The organism is Rahnella sp. BIGb0603, from assembly GCF_024808755.1.
Lineage (GTDB): Bacteria > Pseudomonadota > Gammaproteobacteria > Enterobacterales > Enterobacteriaceae > Rahnella > Rahnella contaminans.
Genome location: NZ_JANUEX010000001.1, coordinates 79,007 through 104,673, shown reverse-complemented (window position 1 = coordinate 104,673; position 25,667 = coordinate 79,007). Strand labels below are relative to the sequence as shown.

The 25,667-nt window shown below is 54.0% G+C and carries 21 protein-coding genes, 1 pseudogene and 1 other annotated feature; of the genes and pseudogenes, 14 read left to right on the top strand and 8 right to left on the bottom strand.

Features of this window, described 5'->3' with window-relative positions; genetic code table 11:
• Window positions 1-34 precede the first annotated feature (34 nt).
• From trpCF to M2403_RS00470, 3 genes and pseudogenes are all read right to left on the bottom strand, one after another.
• Window positions 35-1,399 carry a bifunctional indole-3-glycerol-phosphate synthase TrpC/phosphoribosylanthranilate isomerase TrpF gene (trpCF, locus tag M2403_RS00480; protein WP_259228122.1) on the bottom strand — a complete coding sequence of 455 codons (1,365 nt, stop codon included), beginning with the start codon at window positions 1,397-1,399 and terminating at the stop codon, window positions 35-37.
• Between the two features lie 3 nt (window positions 1,400-1,402).
• Window positions 1,403-3,006 (bottom strand): annotated as a pseudogene (gene trpD / locus M2403_RS00475) (bifunctional anthranilate synthase glutamate amidotransferase component TrpG/anthranilate phosphoribosyltransferase TrpD).
• Between the two features lies 1 nt (window position 3,007).
• Window positions 3,008-4,570 (bottom strand): anthranilate synthase component 1, encoded by a 1,563-nt coding sequence (locus M2403_RS00470; RefSeq protein WP_165057133.1) that lies wholly within the window; start codon window positions 4,568-4,570, stop codon window positions 3,008-3,010.
• A gap of 42 nt (window positions 4,571-4,612) precedes the next feature.
• Window positions 4,613-4,715, bottom strand: a sequence feature (Trp leader region).
• Between the two features lie 337 nt (window positions 4,716-5,052).
• Here M2403_RS00470 and M2403_RS00465 point away from each other — a divergent pair.
• From M2403_RS00465 to cobT, 7 genes are all read left to right on the top strand, one after another.
• Window positions 5,053-5,976, top strand: a complete 924-nt coding sequence (locus tag M2403_RS00465; RefSeq protein WP_244370389.1) for an RNase RNM — start codon at window positions 5,053-5,055, stop codon at window positions 5,974-5,976.
• Between the two features lie 71 nt (window positions 5,977-6,047).
• The gene (locus tag M2403_RS00460) at window positions 6,048-6,668 is read left to right on the top strand and encodes an L-threonylcarbamoyladenylate synthase (RefSeq protein ID WP_259228113.1); all 621 of its coding nucleotides are present in this window, start codon (window positions 6,048-6,050) and stop codon (window positions 6,666-6,668) included.
• Between the two features lie 582 nt (window positions 6,669-7,250).
• On the top strand, window positions 7,251-8,171 hold the full coding sequence (gene rluB / locus M2403_RS00455; RefSeq protein ID WP_259228644.1) for a 23S rRNA pseudouridine(2605) synthase RluB: 921 nt from the start codon (window positions 7,251-7,253) through the stop codon (window positions 8,169-8,171).
• A gap of 122 nt (window positions 8,172-8,293) precedes the next feature.
• A complete protein-coding gene (gene cobU / locus M2403_RS00450) occupies window positions 8,294-8,848 on the top strand; it encodes a bifunctional adenosylcobinamide kinase/adenosylcobinamide-phosphate guanylyltransferase (RefSeq protein ID WP_152325935.1) in 555 nt (184 codons plus the stop codon).
• A gap of 14 nt (window positions 8,849-8,862) precedes the next feature.
• Window positions 8,863-9,615, top strand: a complete 753-nt coding sequence (gene cobS, locus M2403_RS00445; protein ID WP_259228110.1) for an adenosylcobinamide-GDP ribazoletransferase — start codon at window positions 8,863-8,865, stop codon at window positions 9,613-9,615.
• Between the two features lie 15 nt (window positions 9,616-9,630).
• On the top strand, window positions 9,631-10,227 hold the full coding sequence (gene cobC / locus M2403_RS00440; RefSeq protein WP_259228108.1) for an alpha-ribazole phosphatase: 597 nt from the start codon (window positions 9,631-9,633) through the stop codon (window positions 10,225-10,227).
• A 26-nt stretch (window positions 10,228-10,253) separates the two neighbouring features.
• Complete coding sequence (gene cobT / locus M2403_RS00435; protein ID WP_217152676.1) at window positions 10,254-11,297, top strand: nicotinate-nucleotide--dimethylbenzimidazole phosphoribosyltransferase; 1,044 nt, start codon at window positions 10,254-10,256, stop codon at window positions 11,295-11,297.
• A gap of 42 nt (window positions 11,298-11,339) precedes the next feature.
• Here cobT and cobO read toward each other — a convergent pair whose 3' ends face one another.
• Both cobO and M2403_RS00425 read right to left on the bottom strand, forming a co-directional pair.
• Window positions 11,340-11,930: a cob(I)yrinic acid a,c-diamide adenosyltransferase gene (cobO, locus tag M2403_RS00430; RefSeq protein WP_259228104.1), complete on the bottom strand. Its 591-nt coding sequence runs from the start codon at window positions 11,928-11,930 to the stop codon at window positions 11,340-11,342.
• An 11-nt stretch (window positions 11,931-11,941) separates the two neighbouring features.
• Window positions 11,942-12,703 carry a YciK family oxidoreductase gene (locus M2403_RS00425; RefSeq protein WP_208950461.1) on the bottom strand — a complete coding sequence of 254 codons (762 nt, stop codon included), beginning with the start codon at window positions 12,701-12,703 and terminating at the stop codon, window positions 11,942-11,944.
• 357 nt (window positions 12,704-13,060) lie between these two features.
• On the opposite strand from M2403_RS00425, the gene sohB reads away from it, so the two are divergent.
• Window positions 13,061-14,104 carry a protease SohB gene (sohB, locus tag M2403_RS00420; protein ID WP_217152674.1) on the top strand — a complete coding sequence of 348 codons (1,044 nt, stop codon included), beginning with the start codon at window positions 13,061-13,063 and terminating at the stop codon, window positions 14,102-14,104.
• Window positions 14,105-14,220: 116 nt separating this feature from the next.
• Here sohB and M2403_RS00415 read toward each other — a convergent pair whose 3' ends face one another.
• Window positions 14,221-14,472: a YciN family protein gene (locus tag M2403_RS00415; RefSeq protein WP_152325942.1), complete on the bottom strand. Its 252-nt coding sequence runs from the start codon at window positions 14,470-14,472 to the stop codon at window positions 14,221-14,223.
• Between the two features lie 461 nt (window positions 14,473-14,933).
• Between M2403_RS00415 and topA the strand changes: the two genes are divergently transcribed.
• The 3 genes from topA to acnA all read left to right on the top strand — a co-directional run bounded on the left by topA (window position 14,934) and on the right by acnA (window position 21,726).
• Window positions 14,934-17,531: a type I DNA topoisomerase gene (gene topA / locus M2403_RS00410; protein ID WP_152325943.1), complete on the top strand. Its 2,598-nt coding sequence runs from the start codon at window positions 14,934-14,936 to the stop codon at window positions 17,529-17,531.
• Between the two features lie 346 nt (window positions 17,532-17,877).
• Complete coding sequence (cysB, locus tag M2403_RS00405) at window positions 17,878-18,852, top strand: HTH-type transcriptional regulator CysB (RefSeq protein ID WP_152325944.1); 975 nt, start codon at window positions 17,878-17,880, stop codon at window positions 18,850-18,852.
• Between the two features lie 198 nt (window positions 18,853-19,050).
• Window positions 19,051-21,726, top strand: a complete 2,676-nt coding sequence (acnA, locus tag M2403_RS00400; RefSeq protein WP_259228093.1) for an aconitate hydratase AcnA — start codon at window positions 19,051-19,053, stop codon at window positions 21,724-21,726.
• A 77-nt stretch (window positions 21,727-21,803) separates the two neighbouring features.
• On the opposite strand, the gene ribA is transcribed toward acnA, so the two are convergent.
• Entirely contained in the window at window positions 21,804-22,394 is a 591-nt protein-coding gene (gene ribA / locus M2403_RS00395) for a GTP cyclohydrolase II (protein WP_101076876.1), read from the bottom strand.
• A 289-nt stretch (window positions 22,395-22,683) separates the two neighbouring features.
• On the opposite strand from ribA, the gene pgpB reads away from it, so the two are divergent.
• The 3 genes from pgpB to lapB all read left to right on the top strand — a co-directional run bounded on the left by pgpB (window position 22,684) and on the right by lapB (window position 25,181).
• A complete protein-coding gene (gene pgpB, locus M2403_RS00390; protein ID WP_208950458.1) occupies window positions 22,684-23,445 on the top strand; it encodes a phosphatidylglycerophosphatase B in 762 nt (253 codons plus the stop codon).
• A 248-nt stretch (window positions 23,446-23,693) separates the two neighbouring features.
• Complete coding sequence (locus M2403_RS00385) at window positions 23,694-24,005, top strand: LapA family protein (RefSeq protein WP_152326349.1); 312 nt, start codon at window positions 23,694-23,696, stop codon at window positions 24,003-24,005.
• A 6-nt stretch (window positions 24,006-24,011) separates the two neighbouring features.
• Window positions 24,012-25,181, top strand: coding sequence for a lipopolysaccharide assembly protein LapB (gene lapB / locus M2403_RS00380; RefSeq protein WP_195824565.1), 1,170 nt, complete (start codon window positions 24,012-24,014; stop codon window positions 25,179-25,181).
• A 79-nt stretch (window positions 25,182-25,260) separates the two neighbouring features.
• Here the strand turns inward: lapB and M2403_RS00375 are convergent, their stop codons facing one another.
• On the bottom strand, window positions 25,261-25,548 hold the full coding sequence (locus M2403_RS00375; protein WP_152325948.1) for an Arc family DNA-binding protein: 288 nt from the start codon (window positions 25,546-25,548) through the stop codon (window positions 25,261-25,263).
• Window positions 25,549-25,667: the final 119 nt, after the last annotated feature.

Below are 25,667 nucleotides of genomic sequence, written 5' to 3'. Positions count from 1 at the left end.
TCCTGTCTGTCAATTTTTGCGTCACTGCGGGAAATTAATAAGCCCGCAATGTCTGGAATACGGCGGTAATTTTACCCGCATCTTTAATGCCCGGTTCGCTCTCGACGCCTGAATTGAAATCCAGACCCGCACAACCGAGCTGCGCGGCCTCGACGCAATTATCTGCGCTCAGGCCACCGGCCAGCAGAACATTGCTCAGGTCTTGTCCGGCCAGTTTGCTCCAGTCGAAACGATGCCCTGTTCCGCCTTTACCGTTATCGAGAACGTAACGGTCAACGTGATTCAGATTGCGTGCCGGCATCGTGTCTTTCACGCTCAGCGCTTTCCAGATCTGCACCGCAGAAGGCAACTCTCTGCGCAGGGCGTCGATATACGCCTGATCTTCATCGCCATGAAGCTGCACGGCGGTGAGATTCAGCGCCTGAGCGGTTTGCGAGACGTCAGCCAGTTGCGCATCGCGGAACACGCCGACGTATTTCAGCGGTGCGCCGTTTTGCACTTCTTTCGCCTGCGGGTGTGTTACGAAACGCGGAGAGGCGTCGACAAAAATCAGCCCGCCGTAAATCGCGCCGGCGTCATGGGCGGCTTTCGCATCCTGCGCACGGGTCAGGCCGCACACTTTGTTGTCGCCAAGCAGCACACGGCTGACGGCGGTATTCAGGTCGGGCTCTGACATCAGCGCGCTGCCAATCAGGAAACCGTTAGCAAAACGGCTGAGTTCGCGGATCTGGCCGTAGGTATTAATGCCGGATTCGCTGATGACCGTTACGCCGTGCGGCACGCGGGGCGCCAGTTCACGGGTGCGGTTGAGGTCTATCGACAAATCGCGCAGATCACGGTTATTGATACCGACCACTTTCGCTTTCAGATTCACCGCACGTTCCAGCTCTTCTTCATTACTGGCTTCGGTCAGCACACCCATATTCAGGCTGTGCGCGACGGCGGCGAGTTGCACGTATTGTTCATCGCTGAGTACGGACAGCATCAGCAAAATGGCATCGGCCTGATAAAAGCGCGCCAGATGAATCTGATACGGGTCAATAATAAAGTCTTTGCACAACACCGGCTGCGTGACGGTTTTGCTCACCAGCGGCAGAAAATCAAAGCTGCCCTGGAAGTATTTTTCGTCCGTCAGAACGGAAATGGCCGATGCGTAGTTTTTGTAAACACCGGCAATTTCTACCGGATCAAAGTTCTCGCGGATCTTTCCTTTGGAAGGAGACGCCTGCTTGCACTCGAGAATAAAAGCCGTTCTTGCACCCTGAAGTGCGTCGTAAAAACTGCGCTGGCTTTGCGTTATTTCGTTCTGAAAGCTGGCCAGCGGTTGTTGTTCTTTACGTTCCGCGACCCAAACTTCCTTATCGCGAACAATTTTGTGGAGCACGGTTTCCTGCTGCATCACTTATCCTCTTGCTGCCAATGCAATCACGCGCTGGTAGGGTTCACCGCTGCGCATGACATCTAAAGCCTGTTGAGCGTTTTGCTTCAAATCTTCCTGACCGAAAAGACGCAGTAACATCGCCACATTCACGGCTACCGCAGCTTCATGGGCCGGATCACCTTTACCTTGTAATAAGCGTGCCAGAATGTCACGGTTTTCTTCCGGCTCGCCGCCCAGCAGGGATTCGATCGGATAATTGTCCAGCCCGAAGTCCTGCGGTGTCACTTCATAGGTGGTGATTTCGCCGTCTTTCAGTTCAGCAACCTGTGTTGCCGAGTGAATCGCCACTTCATCCATTCCGCCACCGTGAACCACCGCCGCACGCTCGTAACCAAGGGCGCGCAGGGTTTCTGCTATCGGCTTCACCAGTTCCGGGCTGTACACGCCAATCAGTGCCAGCGGCGGACGCGCCGGGTTAATCAGCGGGCCGAGCACGTTGAACAGCGTGCGGGTTTTCAGCGCTTTACGCACCGGCATCGCATGGCGGAAACCGGTGTGATATTGCGGTGCGAACAGGAAGCACACATTCAAATCATCCAGCGCTGCGCGGGATTCTTCCGCTGTCATATCCAGACGGATGCCGAAAGCGGCCAGCAGATCCGATGAACCTGAACGGCTGGACACGCTGCGGTTGCCGTGTTTCGCCACGCGTGCGCCACAGGCCGCGGCCACAAAGGCGCTGGCGGTGGAAATATTGATGCTGTTGGTACCGTCGCCGCCGGTACCGACGATATCCGCGAACGGATAATCAGGGCGCGGGAACGGTTCGGCGTGTGCCAGTAAGGCTTTTGCGGCACCGGCGATTTCAGCGGGCTGCTCGCCGCGCACTTTCATGCTGATCAGCGCCGCCGCTAACTGCGCGGGTTCCAGCTCACCGTTCACGATGGCGGTAAATAACTGCTGGCTTTCTTCCTGCGTCATCGCCTGAGCCTGATACAGATTTTCGAGAATGCCGGGGATAGTTTGCGTTTTCATGACAGTTCTCCTTACGCCAAAGCCCAGGCCAGTGTCTGCTCAAGCAGACGAGCGCCCTGTGAAGTTAAAATGGATTCCGGATGGAACTGGAAGCCGCAAACGCGATCTTCTTCGTGACGCACCGCCATCACCATGTCGCCGAAGCGGGCGTTAACGGTCAGCCCTTCAGGGATCTGACTGCCGACCAGCGAGTGATAACGCGCTACCGGCAGCGGGTTATTCATGCCCGCGAACATCGCTTCGTTGTCATGCGTAACAGAAGAGGCTTTACCGTGCAGGATTTCACCTGCCTGACCGACGAAACCGCCGTAGGTTTCCACAATTGCCTGATGTCCGAGACAGATACCGATAATCGGTAACTGACCGCGCAGACGTTTCAGCAGTTCCGGCATACAGCCCGCTTCTGACGGCGTGCCCGGTCCCGGAGAAAGCACCAGCACCGGTTTTTCCAGCTGGCTGAGTTTTTCGATAATCACGTCAGCCGGGATCTGATTACGGTAGATCACCACGTTATGGCCGCTGGAACGCAGCTGATCGACCAGGTTGTACGTAAAAGAATCCACGTTATCGATGAGTAAAATGTCGGCCATCTTAAAATACCTCTTTCGCATTGTGGGCAGTGGCGATGGCACGCAGCACGGCACGGGCTTTATTACGGGTTTCGTCAGCTTCGGCTTGCGGTACGGAATCGAGCACCACGCCGCCGCCCGCCTGAACGGTAGCAATGCCGTCTTCCACATACGCGGAGCGGATCACGATGCAGGTATCCAGATCCCCGTGTGCGGTGAAATAGCCCACCGCGCCGCCGTAACTGCCACGACGGGTTTGCTCAGATGCTGAAATCAGCTGCATGGCGCGGACTTTTGGTGCGCCGGTCAGCGTGCCCATATTCATGACGGCCTGATAAGCGTGCAGCACGTCCAGATCGGCACGCAGCGTGCCGATAACGCGGGAAACCAGATGCATCACGAAAGAGTAACGGTCAACTTTAGTCAGGTCAGCGACATAACGGCTGCCCGGTTCGCAGATACGCGCCAGATCGTTACGCGCTAAATCCACCAGCATCAGATGCTCGGCCAGCTCTTTATGGTCGGTCCGCATTTCCAGTTCGATGCGGCTGTCGAGATCCAAATCCAGTGAACCGTCAGCACGACGACCGCGCGGACGGGTACCGGCAATCGGATAAATTTCAATCTGACGGTTAGACGCGTCATATTTCAGTGCGCTTTCCGGCGATGCGCCGAACAGTGTGAAATCGTTGTCCTGCATGAAGAACATGTACGGGCTTGGGTTGTTGTTTTTCAGCGTTTCGTAGGCCGCCAGCGGTGCAGGGCATGGCAGGGAGAAACGGCGTGACGGCACAACCTGGAAGATTTCACCGGCGCGGATTGCCACTTTCATTTTCTCAACCACGGCACCAAACACTTCATCGGTCTGGTTCACGCTCAGCTGCATTTCCGGCACGCTCTGGTGCGGGATGGTATGTGGCGGCAATTGCAGCTGATGTTGCAGCTGTTCCAGACGTTCGTGCAGACGCTGTTTTTCCTCAGAGGACGGCGTAAACAGGCTGGCCTGCAAACGGCAGGTGCGGTTCTGGTGATCCAGCACCAGCAGGGTTTCTGCCAGATAGAAGCAGAAATCCGGGCAACGCTGGTCGGACGCTAACTGCGGCAAATCTTCAAAACCGGCAACCAGGTCATAAGCAAACAGGCCGCCGAGGAACATCGCTTCGCGCTCGTGTGCCGGAGATTCTACCGAGGTCAGAATGCTGCGCAGGGCGTCGAAAACAGAGCGGGAACGCAGACGGGCATCTTCATCCTGCATCTGGTCGATCGCCGGGAAAGTCAGTTCGCGGCCATTCGGGCGAACGTCATTGCGAATTTCAGACGGCAGCGCGCTGTCAATCAGCGGCAGCAACGACGCACCGTTCGGGGTCAGTGCCTGAATGGAAACCCGGGAACCCAGCGCGGTGATGCGCAGGGCGCTGTCGACAATCAACAGGCTCTTCAGGTTTTCCTTGCTGGTGACTTCTGAGGATTCCAGCAGCAGGGTCGCCGGACGCGCGCCGCACAGCTGATGAAAGATGGCCGTTGGATCGCCGCGGTAACATCCTTGTGCGGTCAGCAATTCTAAACGTGGTTTTTGAATAGTCATTTTGCTTCCTGAAATTTTCTGAACGTTTTCAAACAGACGGCCACAAAAAAGCCCGCGTTAAGCGGGCTTCGGAAATCTTGCAGCGTCTGATGACAGCTATGCGTGATTACTCCGCCCGACAAGGGGAAGTACGCCACCAGCTGAGAACCGCCATCATGTGAGTTTTCATCATCAGACACTCTTTTTAAGTTTGGGAAAGTTAGTGTTTATAAGAACTGCGCGTTCTTAAAACCTAAGCTTTCTGAATTCGTTTGTCACGCCGTTCATTACTGAATCATCCCGTGAACTTGCGTACTAGTTAACTAGTTCATGAAGGCAAAGTCAACCCTCAATTTGTCTGATTTCACACCTTTAGTGCGTTCAGATTGTTATCGCACCGTAACCGTGCGTAAAAACCGGGTGAAATCATCCCTAACGTGCACAGCGCTAACGCGTTATGATAAGTGCTGCATTCAGAAACAGGTTAAACCCCCGACGTGACGATGACTTCGCCAACAACAGCTTCACCCTCAGCAGACGATCAGACTTCCGGCACTGCATTCAGGATCTACGATCTCCACAGCCACACGACCGCATCGGACGGCTATTTAACGCCCGAAGCGCTGGTGGTCCGCGCCGTTGAAATGCGGGTTGGCGTTCTGGCGATCACCGATCACGACAGCACCGAAGGGCTGGCGCGTGCGGCGCGGGCGATAGCCAGCCAGCAACTTCCGCTGCAACTGGTGAACGGCGTTGAGATTTCGACGCTGTGGGAAAACCATGAGATTCATATCGTCGGATTAGGCATCGACCCTGAACATCCGGCGATGGTAAGTCTGCTGAAAAGTCAGGCTGAACTCCGCCAGCAGCGCGCGCAGGAAATGGGGCGCCGGCTGGCGAAAGCACGCATCGAAGGGGCGTGGGAAGGGGCGCTGCGTCTGGCGCAGGGCGGTGCAGTCACACGCGCGCACTTTGCCCGGTATCTGGTCGAATTTGGTGCGGCGGATAACATTGCGCAGGTCTTCAAAAAGTACCTCGCCAAAGGCAAGACCGGCTACGTTCCGCCACAGTGGTGTACAATAGAACAATCTATTGAAGCTATTCATCAGTCTGGCGGGCAGGCCGTCGTCGCGCATCCGGGACGTTATGACCTGTCGGCAAAATGGCTGAAACGCCTGCTGGCTTATTTTTCTGAGCACGGCGGTGATGCGATGGAAGTCGCGCAGTGTCAGCAGGCGCCGAACGAACGCGCGCAGCTGGCGGCCTTTGCCCGCGATTATCAACTGCTGGCTTCGCAAGGTTCTGATTTCCATCAGCCCTGCTCGTGGATTGAACTGGGGCGCAAACTTTGGCTTCCCGCAGGTGTGGAACCGGTGTGGAAAAACTGGCCGGTCACAGAAAAAAAGCCAGAAATTGAACGGGTCTGAACCCTGCTTTATGACGTCATTTTTTACGCTGACATCACAGAGGACAGACCTGAAAAGAATTGAGAGGAACAATGAGTCAATATTTCTATATTCATCCTGAAAATCCGCAGCCACGTCTGATCAGTCAGGCGGTTGAATTGCTGCGCAAAGGGAATGTGATCGTTTACCCGACCGATTCGGGCTACGCGCTGGGCTGCCGCCTGGAAGAAAAGAACGCGATGGAGCGCATTTGCCGTATCCGTCAGCTGGACGGCAACCACAACTTCACGCTGGTCTGCCGCGATTTGTCCGAGCTTTCCACTTACGCTTACGTGGATAACCAAGCTTTCCGTCTGATCAAAAATAATACGCCGGGCAACTACACGTTCATTCTGAAAGCGACGAAAGAAGTGCCGCGCCGTCTGATGAGCGAAAAGCGTAAGACGATCGGTTTACGTGTGCCGTCGAACCCGATTGCGATTGCACTGCTCGACGCGCTGGGTGAACCGCTGATGTCCACCACGCTGATGCTGCCGGGCAATGACTTTGCGGAATCTGATCCGGAAGATATCAAAGATCGCCTGGGTAAACTGGTCGATCTGGTCATTGACGGCGGTTCGCTGGGCCAGCAGCCGACCACGGTCATCGATCTGACCGAGCCATCGCCGGAAGTCGTCCGCGAAGGCGCGGGTGATCCGACGCCGTTCCGGTAAGTGCTGTTTGAAAAATAATCAGCCCGCAAATCCTCTGGCAGGATACAAATTGCGGATAAATGTGTATAATGGCGGGCTGACTTTTTTGTAAGTCGTTGTATTAAAGCGCAATAAACGAATTTTGGCGGGCAGACAATGGGTCACATTGTGCTGCCGGCTCCCCCCGACGCCTGTGAAGGCGACAAATGAGGCTGCTCAATGAGCGAGAAGTATAATTCCCAGAAGCACACCAGCGATAAATCCAAACCGGCACGTTCGTCTGGTGACAAGCCTAAAAGCGGCAGAAATTCCGGCGCAGCGAAAAGCCGTCCGGAACCGTCGCGGGCTGAAAAGCGTGGCGAAAAGCCACGTACCGATAAGCCACGTACCGATAAGCCACGTTCTGACAAACCGCGTACCGATAAACCACGTGCTGATGCGGGTCGCAGCGATTCACGTTCTGAGTCCCGAATTGAAAAACCCCGCATGGGCAAACCGGCACGTCCGGACAACGCGCGCGATGATAAAAAGCGTCCGCTGAAACCGCGTGGCACCAAGCCTAAAGCTGAAGCACTGTTTGATGAAAACGGTGACGAAGAAGAAGTGAAGTACCAGAAGCCGAAAAATGCGCTGGACAGCACCGAAGGGCAAACTGAAAAACTGCAAAAGGTTCTCGCGCGTGCGGGCCACGGTTCACGTCGTGAAGTTGAAGCGATGATCCAGGCTGGCCGCGTCAGCGTTGACGGTAAAATCTCAACGCTGGGCGATCGTGTTGAAGTCACCGGCGGGACAAAAATCCGTCTCGACGGCCACATCCTGTCGGTGATGGAGTCTCAGGATACCGTCTGCCGCGTGCTGGCGTACTACAAACCGGAAGGCGAACTGTGTACGCGCAGTGATCCGGAAGGGCGTCCGACCGTCTTTGACCGTTTGCCGAAAATGCGCGGTTCACGCTGGATTGCCGTGGGTCGTCTGGACGTAAACACCTCCGGTCTGCTGTTATTCACCACCGACGGTGAACTGGCTAACCGCCTGATGCACCCGAGCCGTGAAGTGGAACGTGAGTATGCGGTACGTGTATTCGGTCAGGTTGATGATGAAAAAATCAAACAACTGAGCCGTGGCGTACAGCTCGAAGACGGCCCTGCCGCTTTCCGCTCCATCAAATTCCAGGGCGGCGAAGGCCTGAACCAGTGGTACAACGTGACCCTGACAGAAGGGCGTAACCGTGAAGTTCGCCGTCTGTGGGAAGCCGTTGGCGTCCAGGTGAGCCGTCTGATCCGCGTGCGTTACGGTGACCTGAATCTGCCTAAAGGCCTGCCTCGCGGCGGCTATAAAGAGCTGGATCTGCCGGACATCAACTATCTGCGCACACTTGTTGACATGACCGAAGAAACCGTCAGCAAACTGCCGGTTGAGCGCGATCGTCGTCGTGTTAAAGCTAACCAGATCCGTCGCGCCGTGAAGCGCCACACCTCTGTGGCTCCGGCACGTCGTACCACCGGACCGGCTAAACGGGGTTAATCGCTGACAAGCGAACGGCTAACCGTTATGCTCATAAACCGCAGCTCTCACCGGCTGCGGTTTTTTTTGCTCAAAAATCAGGGCGAAACGTGATTGTTCGCTTAACCCAAAGGGAGCCGATTATGATGCTGATTACCGGCGGTGCGCGCAGCGGCAAAAGCCGTTTTGCTGAACAGATCGCAGAAAAACGGGGCGGAGACGTGTTGTATATCGCCACGTCGGCGGTGACGGATACGGAAATGGCCGAGCGGATCCGCTTCCACCAGCAGCAGCGTCCGGCGCATTGGCACACGTTCGAAAGTCATCGTGATTTAGGCGACGTTGTCCGCCTGAAGCAGACTGAATTCCCGACGATCGTGATTGAATGCATCACAACGCTGATCACAAATCTGCTGTTTGATATGGCCGGTGAAACTGAGCCGGAAGCGATGGATTTCACCGCTATCGAAGAACATATTCTGGCGCAAATCACTGAACTCGCGGATGCCGCGCAGCATTGTGAAACGGAAGTGATTATCGTCACCAATGAAGTCGGTATGGGGATTGTGCCGGATAACCTGTTGTCGCGGCGCTTTCGTGACATCGCCGGGCGGGTGAACCAGCAACTGGCGGCTGCGGCGGATGACGTATATCTGGTGGTTTCCGGGATCCCGGTGCCGGTAAAAACGTCTGCGTAAAGAAGGATATTACGATGATGACTTGGCGTCTGTTTCTCGCAACGTTGCAGTTCCTCACCCGCATACCGGTAAAAGAACGCTGGTGCGACGGTGTTGAGATGAATGATTACCCGCGCGGGATTGTGTGTTTCCCTTTGGTCGGGCTGGTTGTCGGCCTGCTTTCTGCGCTGGTCTGGGGGATTCTGGTTCAGCACGTTGGCGCATTTCCGGCGGCGGTTGCCGCGGTTATCGCTCATATTATGCTGACCGGCGCACTGCACCTTGACGGGCTGGCGGACACCTGCGACGGGCTGTTTTCGGTGCGCAGCCGGGAACGCATTCTGGAGATTATGCGTGACAGCCGCATTGGCACCAACGGCGCACTGGCGCTGATTGTCGCGGTTTTACTGCGAACGGCGCTGATTTATCAGCTAAGTGCCGACGGGCTGGCAGTATTTGCAGTGCTGGTCGTAACGCCCGTTATCGGGCGGGGAATGATGTCCGTCATGATGTTCAGACAGTCATACGCCCGTGAATCGGGCATGGGCAATCTGTTTATCGGCAAAATCAGCGAAGGGCGCTTTTATGCGACGCTGCTGCTGATGGCCGCCCTGGTTCTGTTTATCGCCGGTTTCTCCACGCTGTTTGCCCTGCTGGTGACGCTGTGCTTTACCTTCGCCTTCCGCCGTTTTGTCGCCAGCCGTATAGGCGGACAAACGGGTGACACGTTGGGTGCGGCCTGCGAATTAAGCGAACTGGTTTTTCTTTTCTTCTTTTTATGGCACTGAGACCCGGAAAAATAAATGAAACTGTATCTGATACGACACGGACAAACTCAGGCAAACGTCGACGGCGTTTTCTGCGGCAGCAGCGATATCGCGCTGACCGCGCAAGGCGAAACTCAGGCGCAGCACGTCGCCCGTCAGCTGGCAGAAACACCGCTCGATTGCGTGATCCACTCCGGCATGCGGCGCAGCCAGGCCACGGCTGAATTTATCGTTAAAGGGCGCGAAATCGCGGTAGAAAGCCAGCCTCTGCTCAGAGAAATGGGATTCGGCGAATGGGAAATGCGCCATCACAAAGAGCTTGAAGCCTCGGAGGCAGAAGGTTATCAGCAGTGGTGTCAGGACTGGCAAAAAGCGGCAGTGCCTCAGGGCGAATCCTTCACCGAATTCACCGGGCGGATCCGTCAGGCGTTGCAGCAAATTCACCTGCGTCCGCCGGGAAGCTGCGTGGCTATTGTGGCGCATCAGGGTTCACTCAGCCTGTTGCTGGCGATGATGTTGAAACTCGCGCCTGCTGACATGTGGCGCTTTCCGTTTAAACAAGGCTGCCTGTGTGAGATCGATTTAAGCCCGGGAGCCTGCGTTATCCAACGTTTCAACGAGAGCGGTATTTAATTTTTAAATCACGATAAGGAACACCGATGGCTTCGCTGGCAAATATCATCCGTCAGATTGCTGAACCCGACGCAGAGGCCGCACGGGCTGCCGAAGAACGTCTGGACAGCCTGGTTAAACCGTTGGGCAGTCTCGGGCGTCTGGAGCAGTTGGCTGTTCAGCTGGCGTCTATCCGCGGTAAAGCACCGCTAAAATTCCCCAGCAAAGAAATTCTGGTGATGGCTGCCGATCACGGTGTATGGCACGAAGGCGTAACGCCTTCGCCGCAGGTCGTCACCGCAATTCAGGCGGTGAATATTGTGCAGGGAAAAGCCGGAGTTTCCGTGCTGGCGCGTAACGCCGGTGCGCAGGTGACGCTGGTCGACTGCGGGATACTGGGCCCGGATATTCCCGGCACCCTGAACCACAAGGTCGCGCAAGGCACCGGCAATATTGCGACCGGCCCGGCGATGACCCGTGAACAGGCAGAATCGCTGCTCATTTGGAGCGCAGAACGTGTGATTGCGAAAGCGGAAAGCGGGTTGTCTCTGCTGGCGGTCGGTGAGCTGGGTATGGCAAACACCACGCCCGCGGCGGCGATGGTGGCGGTGCTGACCGGGGCAGCGCCTGCGCAAACGGTCGGGCTGGGCGCAAATCTTCCGCCGGAGCGGCTGGCCCATAAAATCAGCGTGGTGGTAAAAGCCATTGCGGTAAATCAGCCGGATGCTTCGGATGCGCTGGATGTCATGGCGAAAGTCGGCGGGTTTGAGCTTGCCGGTATGGCGGGCGCAATGATTGGTGCGGCGGCGGCCGGAATTCCGGTGGTACTGGACGGTTTCCTGTCTTACGCCTCGGCGCTGGCGGCCTGCCAGATTGCACCGGCCCTGAAACCGTATCTTATTCCGTCACATATTTCTGCGGAGCAGGGTGCGACAATTGCCCTTGAGGCGCTGGGTTTGCAGCCGTATTTTGACCTGAATTTGCGTCTGGGCGAGGGCAGCGGTGCCGCGCTGGCGTTACCGCTGATCGATGCTGCCTGCGCTGTCCATAATGAAATGGCAACACTGGCGGAGTGTCAGATAACGCTTTGAAACTTAAATTTTAAAGCTTACGTTTCAAAGTAAAGCAGGGTGTTACCAGTCAATGCCCTGCTGCGCCATAATGCCCGCATCAAAAGCATGCTTCACCGGACGCAGTTCGCTGACGGTATCGGCCAGCTCCAGCAGATCCCGATGACACCCGCGGCCGGTGATAATCACCGTCTGGTGCGCCGGACGGGCATTCAGCGCATCAGCCACTTCCTGCAAATCCAGATAGCCGAAACTGACCATATACGTCAGTTCATCGAGCACCACGAGATCCAGGGTGGCATCGTTCAGCATCCGTTTTCCATGTTGCCAGACGGCCTGACAGGCAGCAGTGTCGGTTTCTTTATTTTGCGTTTCCCAGGTGAAACCGGTCGCCATCACCTGAAATTCCACGCCGTGTGGCTCGAGCAGATTTTTCTCGCCGTTCGGCCATTCGCCTTTAATAAACTGGATCACCGCTGCGCGCATTCCGTGCCCGACGGCGCGGGTGACTGTCCCGAAAGCCGCGGTGGTTTTACCTTTGCCGTTGCCGGTAAACACAATCAAAATCCCGCGCTGCTCTTTTGCCGCGTCAATGCGCGCATCAACCTGTTCTTTCAGCTTTTGCTGGCGCTGCTTGTGGCGATCTTCAGTCATGTTTGGCTCCGTTATTCGGCTGGACCGGCTTTACGGCCTGGCTGGGCATCAAAGCTGATACCAGTTTTACGACGGCTGTCATCGCCCATCAGGTAGAGATACAGCGGCATGATGTCAGCCGGTGTTTTGAGTTTATCTTTGTTTTCATCAGGGAACGCCGACGCGCGCATGCCGGTGCGGGTTCCGCCCGGATTAATGCAGTTCACCCGCAGACCGGTGTGTTTATGTTCTTCGGCCAGCACCTGCATCATGCCTTCGGTGGCGAATTTCGATACCGCGTACGCGCCCCAGCCGCTGCGGCCTTCGCGCCCGACGCTGGACGTTGTGAACACCAGCGACGCGCTGGCGGATTTGAGCAGCAGTGGCAGCAAGGCCTGCGTCAGCATAAACGTCGCGTTAACATTCACCTGCATCACGTTCATCCAGTCCGGCAGCCTGATTTCGGCCATCGGTGTAATCTCTGTCAGCAGCCCGGCATTATGTAAAACGCCGTCGAGATGTGGCACCCATCCGGCAATCTGGCTGGCGACGCGCTGGCAATCCTGCTCGCTGGCGGTCAGTAAATCGAGCGCATAAATGAACGCAGGCCGCAGGTTTTTAGCGGCAATTTCCTGCTGAACGCTGGCCAGTTTGCTTTCGGTGCGTCCAAGTAAAATGACCTGCGCGCCAAAGCGGGCGTAGGTCAGCGCCGCTTCGCGCCCGATGCCATCGCCTGCGCCGGTGATCAGAATAATACGGTTGTTGAGCAGGTCAGATTTCGGATGGTAATGCATGGGCGGTCCTCATAGGTCGGGGCGGGATGTGGCGGCGATGGCCGTCTTCACATCAGGCGCGCTGAGTATCAAAAATGCCGGGTACGGGAGAAGTTGCGCTCGACCGGAGTCCGACATTTTGGTGTGAATTTGGGGTGTTTCGGAGTTGATCACCGGTTATATGCCTTAAATGGGCAGGAGTTTCAATGATTAACCCAAAAACAGACAGCTCTTTTGTAACAAAATTGGAACAATGGCGCACTCACTTTTAGTCTCTGGCATGATGTCATCTTCGAACAAGACGCCGCAGCGCCGATTGTCTAGAATGTTCAGCATCTTTCATAACGGTTTTATTACCACATCGAAAAGGCGGTTTGTGTGGATTTACTTTCTCTTTATGGGCTGTTTTTGGCCAAAGTAGTGACCGTAGTGATCGCCATTGGTGCGCTGGTGGTATTGGTGGTCGGCCTTCGTCATCGCAAATCTCACGGAAAAGGTGAGTTGCAGCTGGTCGATTTAGGGGAGCAGTACCGCGAAATGCAGCGTGAAATGCGCAGCGCGCGTCTGAGTCCTGCGGAGTTGAAAATCCGCAGTAAAGAACTGAAGAAAAAGGATAAAGCTGAAGCTAAACAGAAAAAACTACAGGCCAAAGCGGGGGGAACCCAATCCAAACCGTGCCTGTATGTTCTCGACTTCAAAGGCAGTATGGACGCGCATGAAGTGACTTCGCTGCGCGAAGAAATTTCAGCAGTGCTTGCGGTGGCTACGCCGGAAGACGAAGTGCTGTTACGCCTGGAAAGCCCTGGCGGCGTGGTTCACGGTTATGGTCTGGCCGCTTCGCAGCTGGTTCGTCTGCGGCAGAGCGGGATCCGCCTGACGGTGGCGGTAGATAAAGTCGCCGCCAGTGGAGGATATATGATGGCCTGCGTAGCTGACCGCATTGTCGCCGCGCCTTTTGCCATTATCGGTTCAATAGGCGTGGTTGCGCAGATCCCTAACTTCAACCGCTTATTGAAAAAGAACGATATTGATATCGAACTGCATACGGCGGGGGAATTCAAACGCACCCTGACGCTGCTCGGTGAGAACACCGAAGAAGGGCGCGAGAAATTCCGCGAAGATCTCAACGAAACGCACGTGCTGTTCAAGGAATTTGTGCATCAGAATCGTCCGTCTCTGGATATTGATGCCGTGGCAACCGGTGAACACTGGTTTGGTACGCAGGCACGTGAAAATGGCCTGATTGACGCCATCGGCACCAGTGATGATTTACTGATTGCGGAAATGAAAAATCATGAAGTGATTGCGGTGCGTTATGCCCGACGTAAACGCATGATGGACAGATTCACAGGCAGCGCGGCAGAAAGCGCTGACCGTCTGTTCCTGCGCTGGCTGCAGCGCAGTCAGAAGCCGTTGCTGTAAACGCTTTGCCTCATTAAAAGCGCAAAGAAAAAGGGACTTCGGTCCCTTTTTTTTATCGGCTCAGTTTTCCCGGAAAGCTAACCGGTTGCGTCTTCTTTTATAGCGGCTTTTTTATCTCAATCTTCGAGATGGTATTTTTCTGAAAAAAGATGAGCCAGGTGTTTAAACATATTAAATACCGCAGTGGTTTTTCGGGTCGGTAAACCGTTTTCATCCATGAAGAATTCACCACGGAAAACCAGCACATTGCCTTTCTGTTCAACTTCTGTCGCAGCCATTCCGCTAAGATACTCATCGTGCTCACGGATAACCTTATTCGCTTCTGCCAGTAAAGCTTCGCGACTTATTGCCGATGTATTTTCGTGCATGATATTTACTCCCCACTATAATTGCTGACGTTATTGTAATCCTGCCGTTGTTAAAACCGCAAATCGGCTGTGGGTAATGGCTTTACATTGTGGTTATTATTTGAACGATTCGCCGAAAGGACTGAACACATTGGCGAAAAGGGCGTTTCCGTGTTAATTAGTTTGCGTGACGATTTTAATCAGGTAGAGTGTGGGATTTTGTGGCTTCAGGTGGAATGTTTTGTTTACGCTTGGTCATTATTTGACATAGGAAAGAGCACATTCTGCTGAATCCTGTCTGGTTAATCCCTCGCAGAATCAGTGTTTTGAACCTCTGGAAGTCAGTTCGCTTGTTCTTTTAAAGAAATAAGTTGACGTTCTGACTCACTGCCGCAATATAAAAAAAGACGTGATATTGTGCCGCGGCATAACTAGACAAAATCTTCTTCAGATGATGAAGAATCATTCAGGTAAAGGTAATTATGGGTAAAGCTCTCGTAATAGTTGAGTCCCCGGCAAAAGCCAAAACGATTAATAAATATTTAGGAAATGACTACGTGGTTAAGTCCAGCGTCGGTCATATCCGTGATTTACCAACCAGTGGATCCGCTGCTAAAAAGACCGCCGACTCAACCGAAGAAAAAACAAAGAAAAAAGTAAAAAAGGATGAGAAAACCGCGCTGGTTAATCGCATGGGCGTCGATCCGTATCATGGTTGGGAAGCGCAGTACGAAATACTTCCCGGTAAAGAAAAAGTCGTTGCTGAGTTAAAAGCGTTAGCGGAAAAAGCTGACCACATCTATCTCGCAACCGACCTTGACCGCGAAGGAGAGGCGATTGCCTGGCATTTGCGGGAAGTGATTGGTGGTGATGACAAACGTTTCAGCCGCGTGGTATTTAACGAAATTACCAAAAACGCGATTCAGAATGCCTTTAAAGAACCGGGCGAACTGAATATTGATCGGGTGAATGCTCAGCAGGCGCGTCGCTTTATGGACCGCGTGGTGGGTTACATGGTTTCCCCGCTGCTGTGGAAGAAAATTGCCCGTGGTTTATCCGCAGGCCGTGTTCAGTCCGTAGCGGTTCGTCTGGTGGTTGAGCGCGAAAAAGAAATCAAAGCGTTCGTGCCGGAAGAATACTGGGAGCTGCACGCTGATTTGCTGGCGAAGAAAGAAACCGCCCTGCAAATGGAAGTGACGCATCACCTCGATAAACCGTTCAAACCGGTCAATAAAGAACAAACCCACGCGGCTGTTTCGCTGCTTGAAAAAGCGCGTTATCAGGTGGTGGATCGTGAAGATAAACCGACCAGCAGCAAACCGGGTGCTCCTTTTATTACCTCCACATTGCAGCAGGCGGCAAGTACGCGTCTGAGCTTTGGCGTGAAGAAAACCATGATGATGGCGCAGCGTCTCTACGAAGCCGGTCACATCACCTACATGCGTACTGACTCCACCAACCTGAGCCAGGACGCTGTAGAAATGGTTCGCGGTTACATTGGCACAAACTTTGGCGATAAATACCTGCCGAAAGCGCCGTTGCAGTACAGCAACAAAGAGAATTCTCAGGAAGCGCACGAAGCGATCCGTCCTTCTGATGTTGCCGTGGTTTCTGAGCAGCTCAAAGATATGGAAGCAGATGCGCAGCGTCTCTACCAGCTGATCTGGCGCCAGTTTGTGGCCTGCCAGATGACACCGGCGCAGTATGATTCCACTACGCTGACGGTGAAAGCGGGCGATTATTCCCTGCGTGCCAAAGGCCGTACGCTGCGTTTCGATGGCTGGACGAAAGTTATGCCAGCGTTGCGTAAAGGCGACGAAGACAGAACGCTGCCAGCGATTGAAGTCGGCACCGAACTCGAACTGCAACAGCTGCTGCCAACTCAGCATTTCACCAAACCGCCTGCACGTTTTAGCGAAGCGTCACTGGTGAAAGAGCTGGAAAAACGCGGTATTGGCCGTCCGTCTACCTACGCGTCGATCATTTCGACCATTCAGGATCGTGGCTACGTACACGTTGAAAACCGCCGTTTCTATGCGGAAAAAATGGGTGAAATCGTCACTGATCGTCTGGAAGATAATTTCCGCGAACTGATGAACTATGATTTCACCGCACGCATGGAAGACGGGCTGGACCAGGTCGCGAACAATAAAGCAGAATGGAAAGCCGTTCTGGATGAGTTCTTCACCGAATTCAGCAAGCAGCTCGAAACGGCCGAGAAAGACCCTGAAGAAGGCGGTATGCGCCCGAATCAGATGGTTCTGACCAGCATCGAATGCCCGACGTGCAGCCGCCCGATGGGGATCCGTACCGCCAGCACCGGGGTGTTCCTCGGATGTTCCGGTTATGCGTTGCCGCCGAAAGAGCGCTGCAAAACCACCATCAACCTGATTGCGGATGCTGAAGTTCTGAACATCCTTGAAGGTGATGAAGCGGAAGCCAATGCGCTGCGCGCCAAACGTCGTTGCGGCAAATGCGGCACGGCGATGGACAGTTACCTGATCGACAACCAGCGCAAATTGCATGTCTGCGGTAACAACCCGGAATGTGACGGCTACGAAATCGAAGAAGGCGAGTTCCGTATCAAGGGGTATGACGGCCCGATCGTTGAGTGTGAGAAATGTGGTTCTGAAATGCACCTGAAAATGGGACGTTTCGGTAAGTACATGGGCTGTACCAACGATGAGTGTAAAAATACCCGTAAGATCCTGCGTAACGGTGATGTTGCGCCGCCGAAAGAAGATCCGGTTCCCTTGCCGGAGCTGCAATGTGAAAAGTCTGACGCCTATTTCGTTTTACGTGATGGCGCGGCAGGTGTTTTCCTGGCGGCCAATACTTTCCCTAAATCGCGCGAAACCCGTGCGCCGCTGGTGGAAGAGCTGAAGCGCTTTAAAGATCGTCTGCCGGAAAAACTGAGCTATCTGGCCGATGCGCCAGTGGCTGACCCGGAAGGCAATAAATCGATGGTGCGTTTCAGCCGTAAAACGAAGCAGCAGTACGTGTCTTCAGAAAAAGACGGTAAAGCCACCGGCTGGACGGCATTTTATGTTGACGGTAAATGGGTAGAAGGGAAGAAATAGTATTATTTAGCCGGAACCCATTGTTATTCGATTGTAAAAAACCAGTCCTTCGGGCTGGTTTTTTTATTGTATTAAGATCTATCATCGACAAGTTCTTCGCGAATATCTTCTCAGGGCAGGGCTGCCTGCTGTAATCCTTATGTTATCTGGCTATACAATGTGTCAGCTTTTGATATAATTGTTATATAAAATTTGTTTTTATTCACATTTGTAATAAGCTAATGCGTCAGTGACATAAGACGACGCAATACAGACTTCGGGCATTCAATAAAAATCATTTCCAGTCTGTTCAGCCAGCGGGTGAACAGGGATGGTGACAGGGTTTGAAACCAGGGTGGTATGAGATATGAAATTGCAGCAACTGCGCTACATCGTAGAGGTTGTTAATCACAATCTGAACGTCAGTTCGACGGCAGAAGGCCTGTACACGTCGCAGCCAGGGATCAGTAAGCAGGTGCGCATGCTCGAAGATGAGCTGGGTATCCAGATTTTCTCCCGCAGCGGTAAACATCTGACGCAGGTCACGCCCGCCGGGCAGGAAATTATCCGTATCGCGCGTGAAGTGCTGTCTAAAGTTGACGCCATTAAAGCCGTCGCGGGCGAGCACACGTATCCCGATAAAGGGTCACTGTACGTCGCCACGACACACACTCAGGCACGTTACGCACTGCCAAATGTCATTAAAGGTTTCATCGAGCGCTACCCGCGCGTTTCACTGCACATGCATCAGGGTTCGCCAACGCAAATCGCCGAGGCCGTATCCAAAGGTAATGCTGATTTCGCGATTGCGACCGAAGCGCTGCATCTTTACGACGACCTGATTATGCTGCCTTGCTACCACTGGAACCGTGCGGTTGTGGTTCAGCCGGATCATCCGCTGGCGGGCAAAGATAAAGTCACCATCGAAGAGTTAGCGGCGTATCCGATTGTCACCTACACGTTCGGGTTCACCGGCCGTTCTGAGCTGGATACCGCGTTTAACCGCGCCGGGCTGACGCCGCGGATCGTCTTTACCGCCACTGATGCTGACGTGATCAAAACCTATGTCCGTCTTGGTTTAGGCGTCGGCGTTATCGCCAGCATGGCAGTAGATCCGATTCAGGATCCGGACCTGGTGACGGTCGATGCGCGTGATATCTTCACGTACAGCACCACCAAAATCGGTTTCCGCCGCAGTACTTTCCTGCGCAGCTACATGTACGATTTTATCCAACGCTTTGCGCCACATCTGACGCGCGACGTGGTGGACACCGCCATTTCTCTGCGCTCGAATGAAGATATCGAAGAGATGTTCAAAGACATTAAGTTGCCGGTGAAATAAACCGCCACGCTTTGCTGAAAATCTCTGTCCCGCGCCGTCTTACGATGCCGCGGGATTTTTTTTGCCTGATGAACACTTCGTGTTGTTATTAAAATGTTAATTGAATTTTGTGTTATGTTTAACTATGCACTTATAAGCTTGCGGGTTATTCCCTGATAGCCACGCAGGCGCGAGAAATGAGCAGTAAAAGGAGAAGCTATGTCGTCCGATATTCGTGAGAAAAGTCTGGATAAACTGGCAGTCCAGAACAAGGAGTTTCATTACTACAGCCTGCCGCTCGCAGCCCAAACGCTGGGTGAACTCCAGCGCCTGCCAAAATCCCTCAAAGTTTTACTCGAAAATTTACTGCGCCACGTGGATGGCGACACCGTAACGGAAAGTGATTTGCGCGAACTGGTTGGCTGGCAGAAAACAGGCCACGCCGATCGTGAAATCGCTTACCGGCCTGCGCGCGTTCTGATGCAGGATTTTACCGGTGTACCGGCAGTGGTGGACTTAGCCGCCATGCGGCAGGCGGTAAAACGTCTCGGCGGTAATGTCGACCAGGTGAACCCGTTATCGCCTGTCGATCTGGTTATCGACCACTCGGTGACGGTAGATGAATTTGGTGATGACGAAGCGTTTGATGAAAACGTCCGGCTGGAAATGGAACGCAACAACGAACGCTATCAGTTCCTCCGCTGGGGCCAGAAAGCGTTCAATCGTTTCCGCGTTGTGCCGCCGGGCACCGGAATTTGCCACCAGGTTAACCTGGAATATCTCGGGCAGACCGTCTGGTACGAAGAACAGAACGGTAAAACGGTCGCCTACCCGGACACGCTGGTCGGCACCGATTCGCACACCACCATGATTAACGGTCTGGGGATCCTGGGCTGGGGCTGCGGCGGGATTGAGGCGGAAGCGGCGATGCTAGGCCAGCCGGTTTCTATGCTGATCCCCGACGTCGTTGGCTTCAAGCTGACCGGCAAATTACGCGAAGGCATCACCGCAACCGATCTGGTCTTAACCGTCACGCAGATGCTGCGTAAGCACGGCGTGGTTGGCAAATTTGTTGAATTCTACGGCGACGGGCTGGCGGATTTACCGCTGGCCGACCGCGCCACGATCGCCAATATGTCGCCGGAGTTCGGGGCCACCTGCGGGTTCTTCCCGGTGGATGACGTCACGCTCGGTTATATGAAACTCAGCGGCCGCAGCGACGAGCAGATCGAACTGGTTAAAGCTTATTCGCAGGCTCAGGGGTTATGGCGCAATGCGGGCGACGAGCCGGTATTCACCAGTACGCTGTCGCTGGATATGGGCAGCGTTGAACCGAGTCTGGCTGGCCCGAAACGTCCGCAGGATCGCGTGGCGCTGCCGGATGTGCCGAAAGCGTTTAAAGCGGCCACTGAACTGGAGTTGGGAAACAGTAAACCGGGGCGTAGCGACAAGGAAACCTTCACGCTCGAAGGCCAGCATTACGCGCTCACGACCGGTGCAGTGGTGATTGCCGCCATTACGTCCTGTACCAACACGTCAAACCCCAGCGTGCTGATGGCAGCCGGCTTGCTGGCGAAAAATGCCGCAGAGAAGGGGCTGACCCGCAAACCGTGGGTGAAAACCTCGCTGGCACCGGGTTCCAAAGTGGTGACCGATTATCTGAATGCTGCCGGTCTGATGCCATACCTTGAACAGCTCGGTTTCAATCTGGTGGGATACGGCTGTACCACCTGTATCGGTAACTCCGGGCCGCTGCCGGAACCGATTGAATCCGCCATTAAATCCGGGGATTTAACCGTCGGCGCGGTGCTTTCCGGCAACCGAAACTTCGAAGGGCGTATTCATCCGCTGATCAAAACTAACTGGCTGGCGTCTCCACCTCTGGTGGTGGCGTACGCGCTGGCCGGGAACATGAACGTCAATCTTACCCACGATCCGCTGGGGGAAGATGCAGACGGTAAACCGGTTTATCTGAAAGATATCTGGCCGTCGGCGACAGAAATTGCACATGCGGTCGGGCAGGTCACCACCGCGATGTTCCATAAAGAATATGCGGAAGTTTTTAACGGTGACGCCAGCTGGCAGGCGATTCAGGTTGAAGGCACGCCGACCTACACCTGGCAGGAAGATTCGACCTACATCCGCCATCCGCCGTTCTTTAGCGACATGAAAGCGGAGCCGGACGCGCTGCAAGACATCAACGATGCGCGAATTCTGGCCATTCTGGCGGATTCCGTTACCACTGACCACATCTCGCCAGCCGGGAATATCAAAGCCGAAAGCCCGGCGGGGTTGTATCTGAAACAGCACGGTGTAGAGCCTAAGGCATTTAACTCTTACGGTTCGCGGCGCGGTAACCATGAAGTGATGATGCGCGGGACGTTCGCCAATATCCGTATCAAAAACGAAATGGTGCCAGGCGTGGAGGGTGGATTTACCCGCCATATTCCGTCGCAGGATCAACTGGCGATTTACGATGCGGCGATGCGCTATCAGCATGAAAGCGTGCCGACGGCGGTGATTGCCGGTAAAGAGTACGGTTCCGGGTCAAGCCGTGACTGGGCGGCGAAAGGGCCGCGTTTGCTGGGTGTTCGCGTGGTGATTGCGGAATCCTTCGAACGTATTCACCGCTCCAACCTGATCGGCATGGGGATTTTACCGCTGGAATTCCCGCAGGGCGTGACGCGCAAAACGCTTAAACTGACCGGCGATGAGCAGATCAGCGTCCGGGGTTTGCAAACCCTGACGCCGGGACAAGATGTCGCGGTACACATCACCTTTGCCGACGGGCATACGGAAACGGTGAACGCGCGCTGCCGTATTGATACGGGCAATGAGCTGACGTATTTCCAGAACGGCGGCATTCTGCATTACGTGATCCGCAAAATGCTCTGAATCTTTTTCCCGTCAAAACTCCATGAAAAAGGGCACCGTTAAGGTGCCCTTAATATTTCTGTCATATCCTGAAAAAATTACTTATCGAGCAGGTGGCCCATTTTGGCGGCTTTGGTCGACAGGTAACGTTCATTTTCCGGATTACGGCCCACGATCAGCGGCACGCGCTCGGTAATATTAATGCCGGCTTCAGTCAGGATTTCGACTTTTTTCGGGTTGTTGGTCAGCAGGCGGACCGAATCAACGCCCAGTAACTTGAACATATCCGCGCACAGGGTGAAGTCGCGTTCATCAGCTGCAAAACCGAGCTGATGGTTGGCTTCGACGGTGTCATAGCCTTTGTCCTGCAAAGCGTAAGCGCGGATTTTGTTGAGCAAACCGATGTTACGGCCTTCCTGGCGGTGATACATCAGGATGCCACGGCCTTCTTCGGCGATGTGATTGAGTGCGGCTTCGAGCTGAAAACCACAGTCACAGCGCAGGCTGAATAAGGCATCGCCGGTCAGACATTCCGAGTGAACACGCGCGAGAACCGGTGTTTCACCGCTGATGTCACCAAAAACTAACGCCAGGTGGTCGTGCCCGGTGGCCAATTCTTCAAAACCCACCATCAGGAAATCGCCCCAAGGTGTTGGCAGATTGGCTTCTGCCACCCGTTTCAGCTGCATTTTACGCTCCAAAAAAACCACAAAGTGTCTTTATTTACAGTGAGTATTTTACTTGTTGATGCGCATCCTACGTTCAGATGCGGCCTCTGGATAGGGAATCGGTGCCTTTCCATCACGACAGGGCGGTATTTTGCCACAGATTGGCGCAGTTTTTAGCGCGAATATTTGAACGATTAGTTCATAACTTATGAATTATAACCGCTTCTTCAACAATCCCCGCTTAGGGAATGTGAAGCGATGACAACGTTGCTACACTCCAACTCTTTTATAAATGACGGAAGGGACGACTATGTTTGATATCGCCAAACGCACCGCACTCGGGGCTGTACTTTTAATGCTGATGCCCGCAGCGGTATGGATAAGCGGCTGGCTTTGGGCACCGGGAGGAAATCCGTCCATTTTGCGCCCGCTGTTCTGGGTGACGGAAACGGTGAGCGAGCCCTGGGGTATCCTCACAACGGTGATTCTTGGCGGCTGGTTCCTGTGGTGCCTGCGCTTTCGTCTTAAACCGGCCATCGGGCTGGGTGTGATTATTGTGGCCGCGCTGCTGGTCGGGCAATACGCGAAAGACTTCATCAAAGGTGAAGTACGTGAGCCGCGGCCCTACGTGGCGTGGCTGGGAACCGATCATCAGATGAACGTGGGTGAGTTTTATGCGCAGAAAAGCAAATTGCGTGGCAAACAGGTCAAAGAAATACTCGGCGAGGACACGCAGATACCTCACTGGCTGAATAAAAGCTGGCAGAACGACACCGGTTACGCATTCCCTTCCGGTCATACTATGTTTGCCGCTACCTGGGCATTGTTAGGCATCGGGCTGTTATGGCGTCGTAAACACTACAAAACGGTTACGTTCCTGATGGTGTGGGCAGTCGCCGTGATGGGCAGCCGTCTGGTTCTGGGAATGCACTGGCCGCGTGACCTGCTGGCGTCCGTGGGTATCAGCTGGATACTGGTGACACTGGCCTGCTGGCTGACTGAGCGTTATGTCGGACCGCTGACGCCGCCGCCGGCGGAAAATCAGGAAATCGCTGAACGTGACGGAGAATAAACACTGGCAATTTCAAAGGGGTTTAACAAAACCCCTTTAATTCATCGCTTTCCGCCCCCATATCTCTTCCATATCGTAAATTGCAGCGATATTTGCGACACACTGCTAAAGTTGCACGAAGTTCCAACAACCTGCATTTAAAGCCTCCGCAATGTTTCCCAGCTTTGTTTGGAAATGCTAACTTATTAGGTCGGGACGAGAGTTTTTGGCATAATTCATCCGGTACATCCGGCATTACAGGAATGAATGTGAAATATCTGCTGATTTTTTTATTTTTGCTGGTCATCGTGGTGATTTCTATCACTCTGGGTGCCCATAATGATCAGACTGTGACCTTCAATTATTTGCTGGCGCAGGGCGACTATCGTGTTTCCACACTGCTTGCCGTGCTCTTTGCTACCGGTTTTATTCTGGGCTGGGTCATCTGCGGTTTGTTTTACCTGCGTGTCCGCTTATCTCTCGGGCGTGCCCAGCGGAAAATCAAACGCCTTGAACAACAAATTGAACCCGCGGCTGCCGTTACGCCGCCAGCAGCATCTTATGATGTCAGCAAGGAATAACCCTCTATGTTAGAACTGCTGTTTCTGTTGTTGCCCGTTGCGGCCGCCTATGGCTGGTACATGGGGCGCAGAAGTTCTCAGCAGGATAAACAGGAAAATGCTAACCGCCTGTCGCGTGAATACGTAGCAGGGGTTAACTTCCTGCTTTCCAACCAGCAGGATAAAGCGGTCGACCTATTCCTTGAAATGTTGAAAGAGGACAGCAGTACGGTCGAAGCACACCTGACTCTGGGGAACCTGTTCCGCTCCCGTGGCGAAGTCGATCGCGCCATCCGTATCCACCAGTCGCTGATGGAAAGTGCCTCGCTGACCTTCGAACAGCGTTTGCTTGCCGTGCAGCAGTTAGGACGCGATTACATGGCTGCCGGTTTTTATGACCGCGCGGAAGACATGTTTAATCAGCTGGTGAAGGAGCAGGACTACCAGCTGTTTGCGCTGGAACAGTTGCTGATCATCCATCAGGCGACCAGCGACTGGCAGAATGCTATCGATGTGGCCGAGCGTCTGGTCAAGCTGGGCAAAGAAAACCGCCGCAAGGAAATCGCGCATTTCTGGTGTGAACTGGCGCTGCTGGCGATGGTTTCTGATGATTTCGATAAGGCCACAGGCCTGCTGAAAAAGGCCGCGGCGGCAGATAAACTTTGTGCCCGCGTGTCTATCATGCAGGGGCGCATTTTTCTGGCGCAGGGCGAATACCGTAAAGCGGTTGATGCGCTGCAACGCGTGCTTGAGCAGGACAAAGAACTGGTCAGCGAAGCGCTGCCGATGATGCAGGAATGCTACCAGAACCTGAAAGATACGCTGGGTTGGGCAGAGTTCCTCAAGCGTTGTGTCGATGAAAACACCGGCGCGACGGCAGAACTGATGCTGGCGGAAATCATCCAGCAGGAAGAAGGGCGTGAAACGGCGCAGAACTACATTAACCGCCAGCTGCAACGTCATCCGACCATGCGTGTGTTCCATCACCTCATGGATTACCATCTGGCCGATGCAGAAGAAGGCAGGGCGAAAGAGAGTCTGGTTTTACTGCGGGACATGGTGGGTGAGCAGATCCGCACAAAACCACGTTACCGCTGCCACAAATGCGGATTTACTGCACATTCGCTGTACTGGCATTGTCCGTCATGCCGTGGCTGGGCAACGATCAAACCTATACGGGGTCTCGACGGTCAGTAATATTCCCGACATACTTCGCGTTGCAGATGTATTTATCATCTTGTTGCAACGCGAATTATTCAGGGAAAGGAGAGAGGAATTACTTCTTCTTACCGGTGGTTTTGCGGGCGTTAAGTAACGTACGCAGTTTCTTGATTTCTTTTGCTGTCAGCGCCGGTTCAGAATCTTCAGCAAGATGCTGGTTATCAATTTCATGCTCGGTGGCTTTCGCCGCCTTTTTCCCCTTGGGTGCTGCCGGATTAAAGCTCTCTTCCAGACGTGCTGCCACTTCCGCACTTAAAGAATGCTCAGCCTCAGCGGCGGCGTTCTTGATCAGTTCCTTCAATTCAACCGGAATTTTGACGGTCAGGGTTGTTATCTCACTCATTTTTCAGCCTTTCCTTAGAGTAAAGTTACAAACTATGCCTGCGTTGTGTCGGCGTCTAGTGCTTCACAAAAATTTAATAAAACTGTCACATTATGTGTAGCTGTGAATTCAGCCTTTTG

What these genes read in the sequence shown, in the direction of transcription:
- ribA (WP_101076876.1), bottom strand. Translation starts at nt 22,394, where the DNA reads ATGCAGCTGAAACGGGTGGCAGAAGCCAATCTGCCAACACCTTGGGGC.
- cobC (WP_259228108.1), top strand. Translation starts at nt 9,631, where the DNA reads ATGAAACTGTATCTGATACGACACGGACAAACTCAGGCAAACGTCGAC.
- cobO (WP_259228104.1), bottom strand. Translation starts at nt 11,930, where the DNA reads ATGACTGAAGATCGCCACAAGCAGCGCCAGCAAAAGCTGAAAGAACAG.
- M2403_RS00415 (WP_152325942.1), bottom strand. Translation starts at nt 14,472, where the DNA reads ATGCACGAAAATACATCGGCAATAAGTCGCGAAGCTTTACTGGCAGAA.
- M2403_RS00375 (WP_152325948.1), bottom strand. Translation starts at nt 25,548, where the DNA reads ATGAGTGAGATAACAACCCTGACCGTCAAAATTCCGGTTGAATTGAAG.
- lapB (WP_195824565.1), top strand. Translation starts at nt 24,012, where the DNA reads ATGTTAGAACTGCTGTTTCTGTTGTTGCCCGTTGCGGCCGCCTATGGC.
- cobT (WP_217152676.1), top strand. Translation starts at nt 10,254, where the DNA reads ATGGCTTCGCTGGCAAATATCATCCGTCAGATTGCTGAACCCGACGCA.
- trpCF (WP_259228122.1), bottom strand. Translation starts at nt 1,399, where the DNA reads ATGCAGCAGGAAACCGTGCTCCACAAAATTGTTCGCGATAAGGAAGTT.
- cobS (WP_259228110.1), top strand. Translation starts at nt 8,863, where the DNA reads ATGATGACTTGGCGTCTGTTTCTCGCAACGTTGCAGTTCCTCACCCGC.
- acnA (WP_259228093.1), top strand. Translation starts at nt 19,051, where the DNA reads ATGTCGTCCGATATTCGTGAGAAAAGTCTGGATAAACTGGCAGTCCAG.
- M2403_RS00460 (WP_259228113.1), top strand. Translation starts at nt 6,048, where the DNA reads ATGAGTCAATATTTCTATATTCATCCTGAAAATCCGCAGCCACGTCTG.
- M2403_RS00425 (WP_208950461.1), bottom strand. Translation starts at nt 12,703, where the DNA reads ATGCATTACCATCCGAAATCTGACCTGCTCAACAACCGTATTATTCTG.
- pgpB (WP_208950458.1), top strand. Translation starts at nt 22,684, where the DNA reads ATGTTTGATATCGCCAAACGCACCGCACTCGGGGCTGTACTTTTAATG.
- cysB (WP_152325944.1), top strand. Translation starts at nt 17,878, where the DNA reads ATGAAATTGCAGCAACTGCGCTACATCGTAGAGGTTGTTAATCACAAT.
- cobU (WP_152325935.1), top strand. Translation starts at nt 8,294, where the DNA reads ATGATGCTGATTACCGGCGGTGCGCGCAGCGGCAAAAGCCGTTTTGCT.
- M2403_RS00470 (WP_165057133.1), bottom strand. Translation starts at nt 4,570, where the DNA reads ATGACTATTCAAAAACCACGTTTAGAATTGCTGACCGCACAAGGATGT.
- topA (WP_152325943.1), top strand. Translation starts at nt 14,934, where the DNA reads ATGGGTAAAGCTCTCGTAATAGTTGAGTCCCCGGCAAAAGCCAAAACG.
- M2403_RS00465 (WP_244370389.1), top strand. Translation starts at nt 5,053, where the DNA reads ATGACTTCGCCAACAACAGCTTCACCCTCAGCAGACGATCAGACTTCC.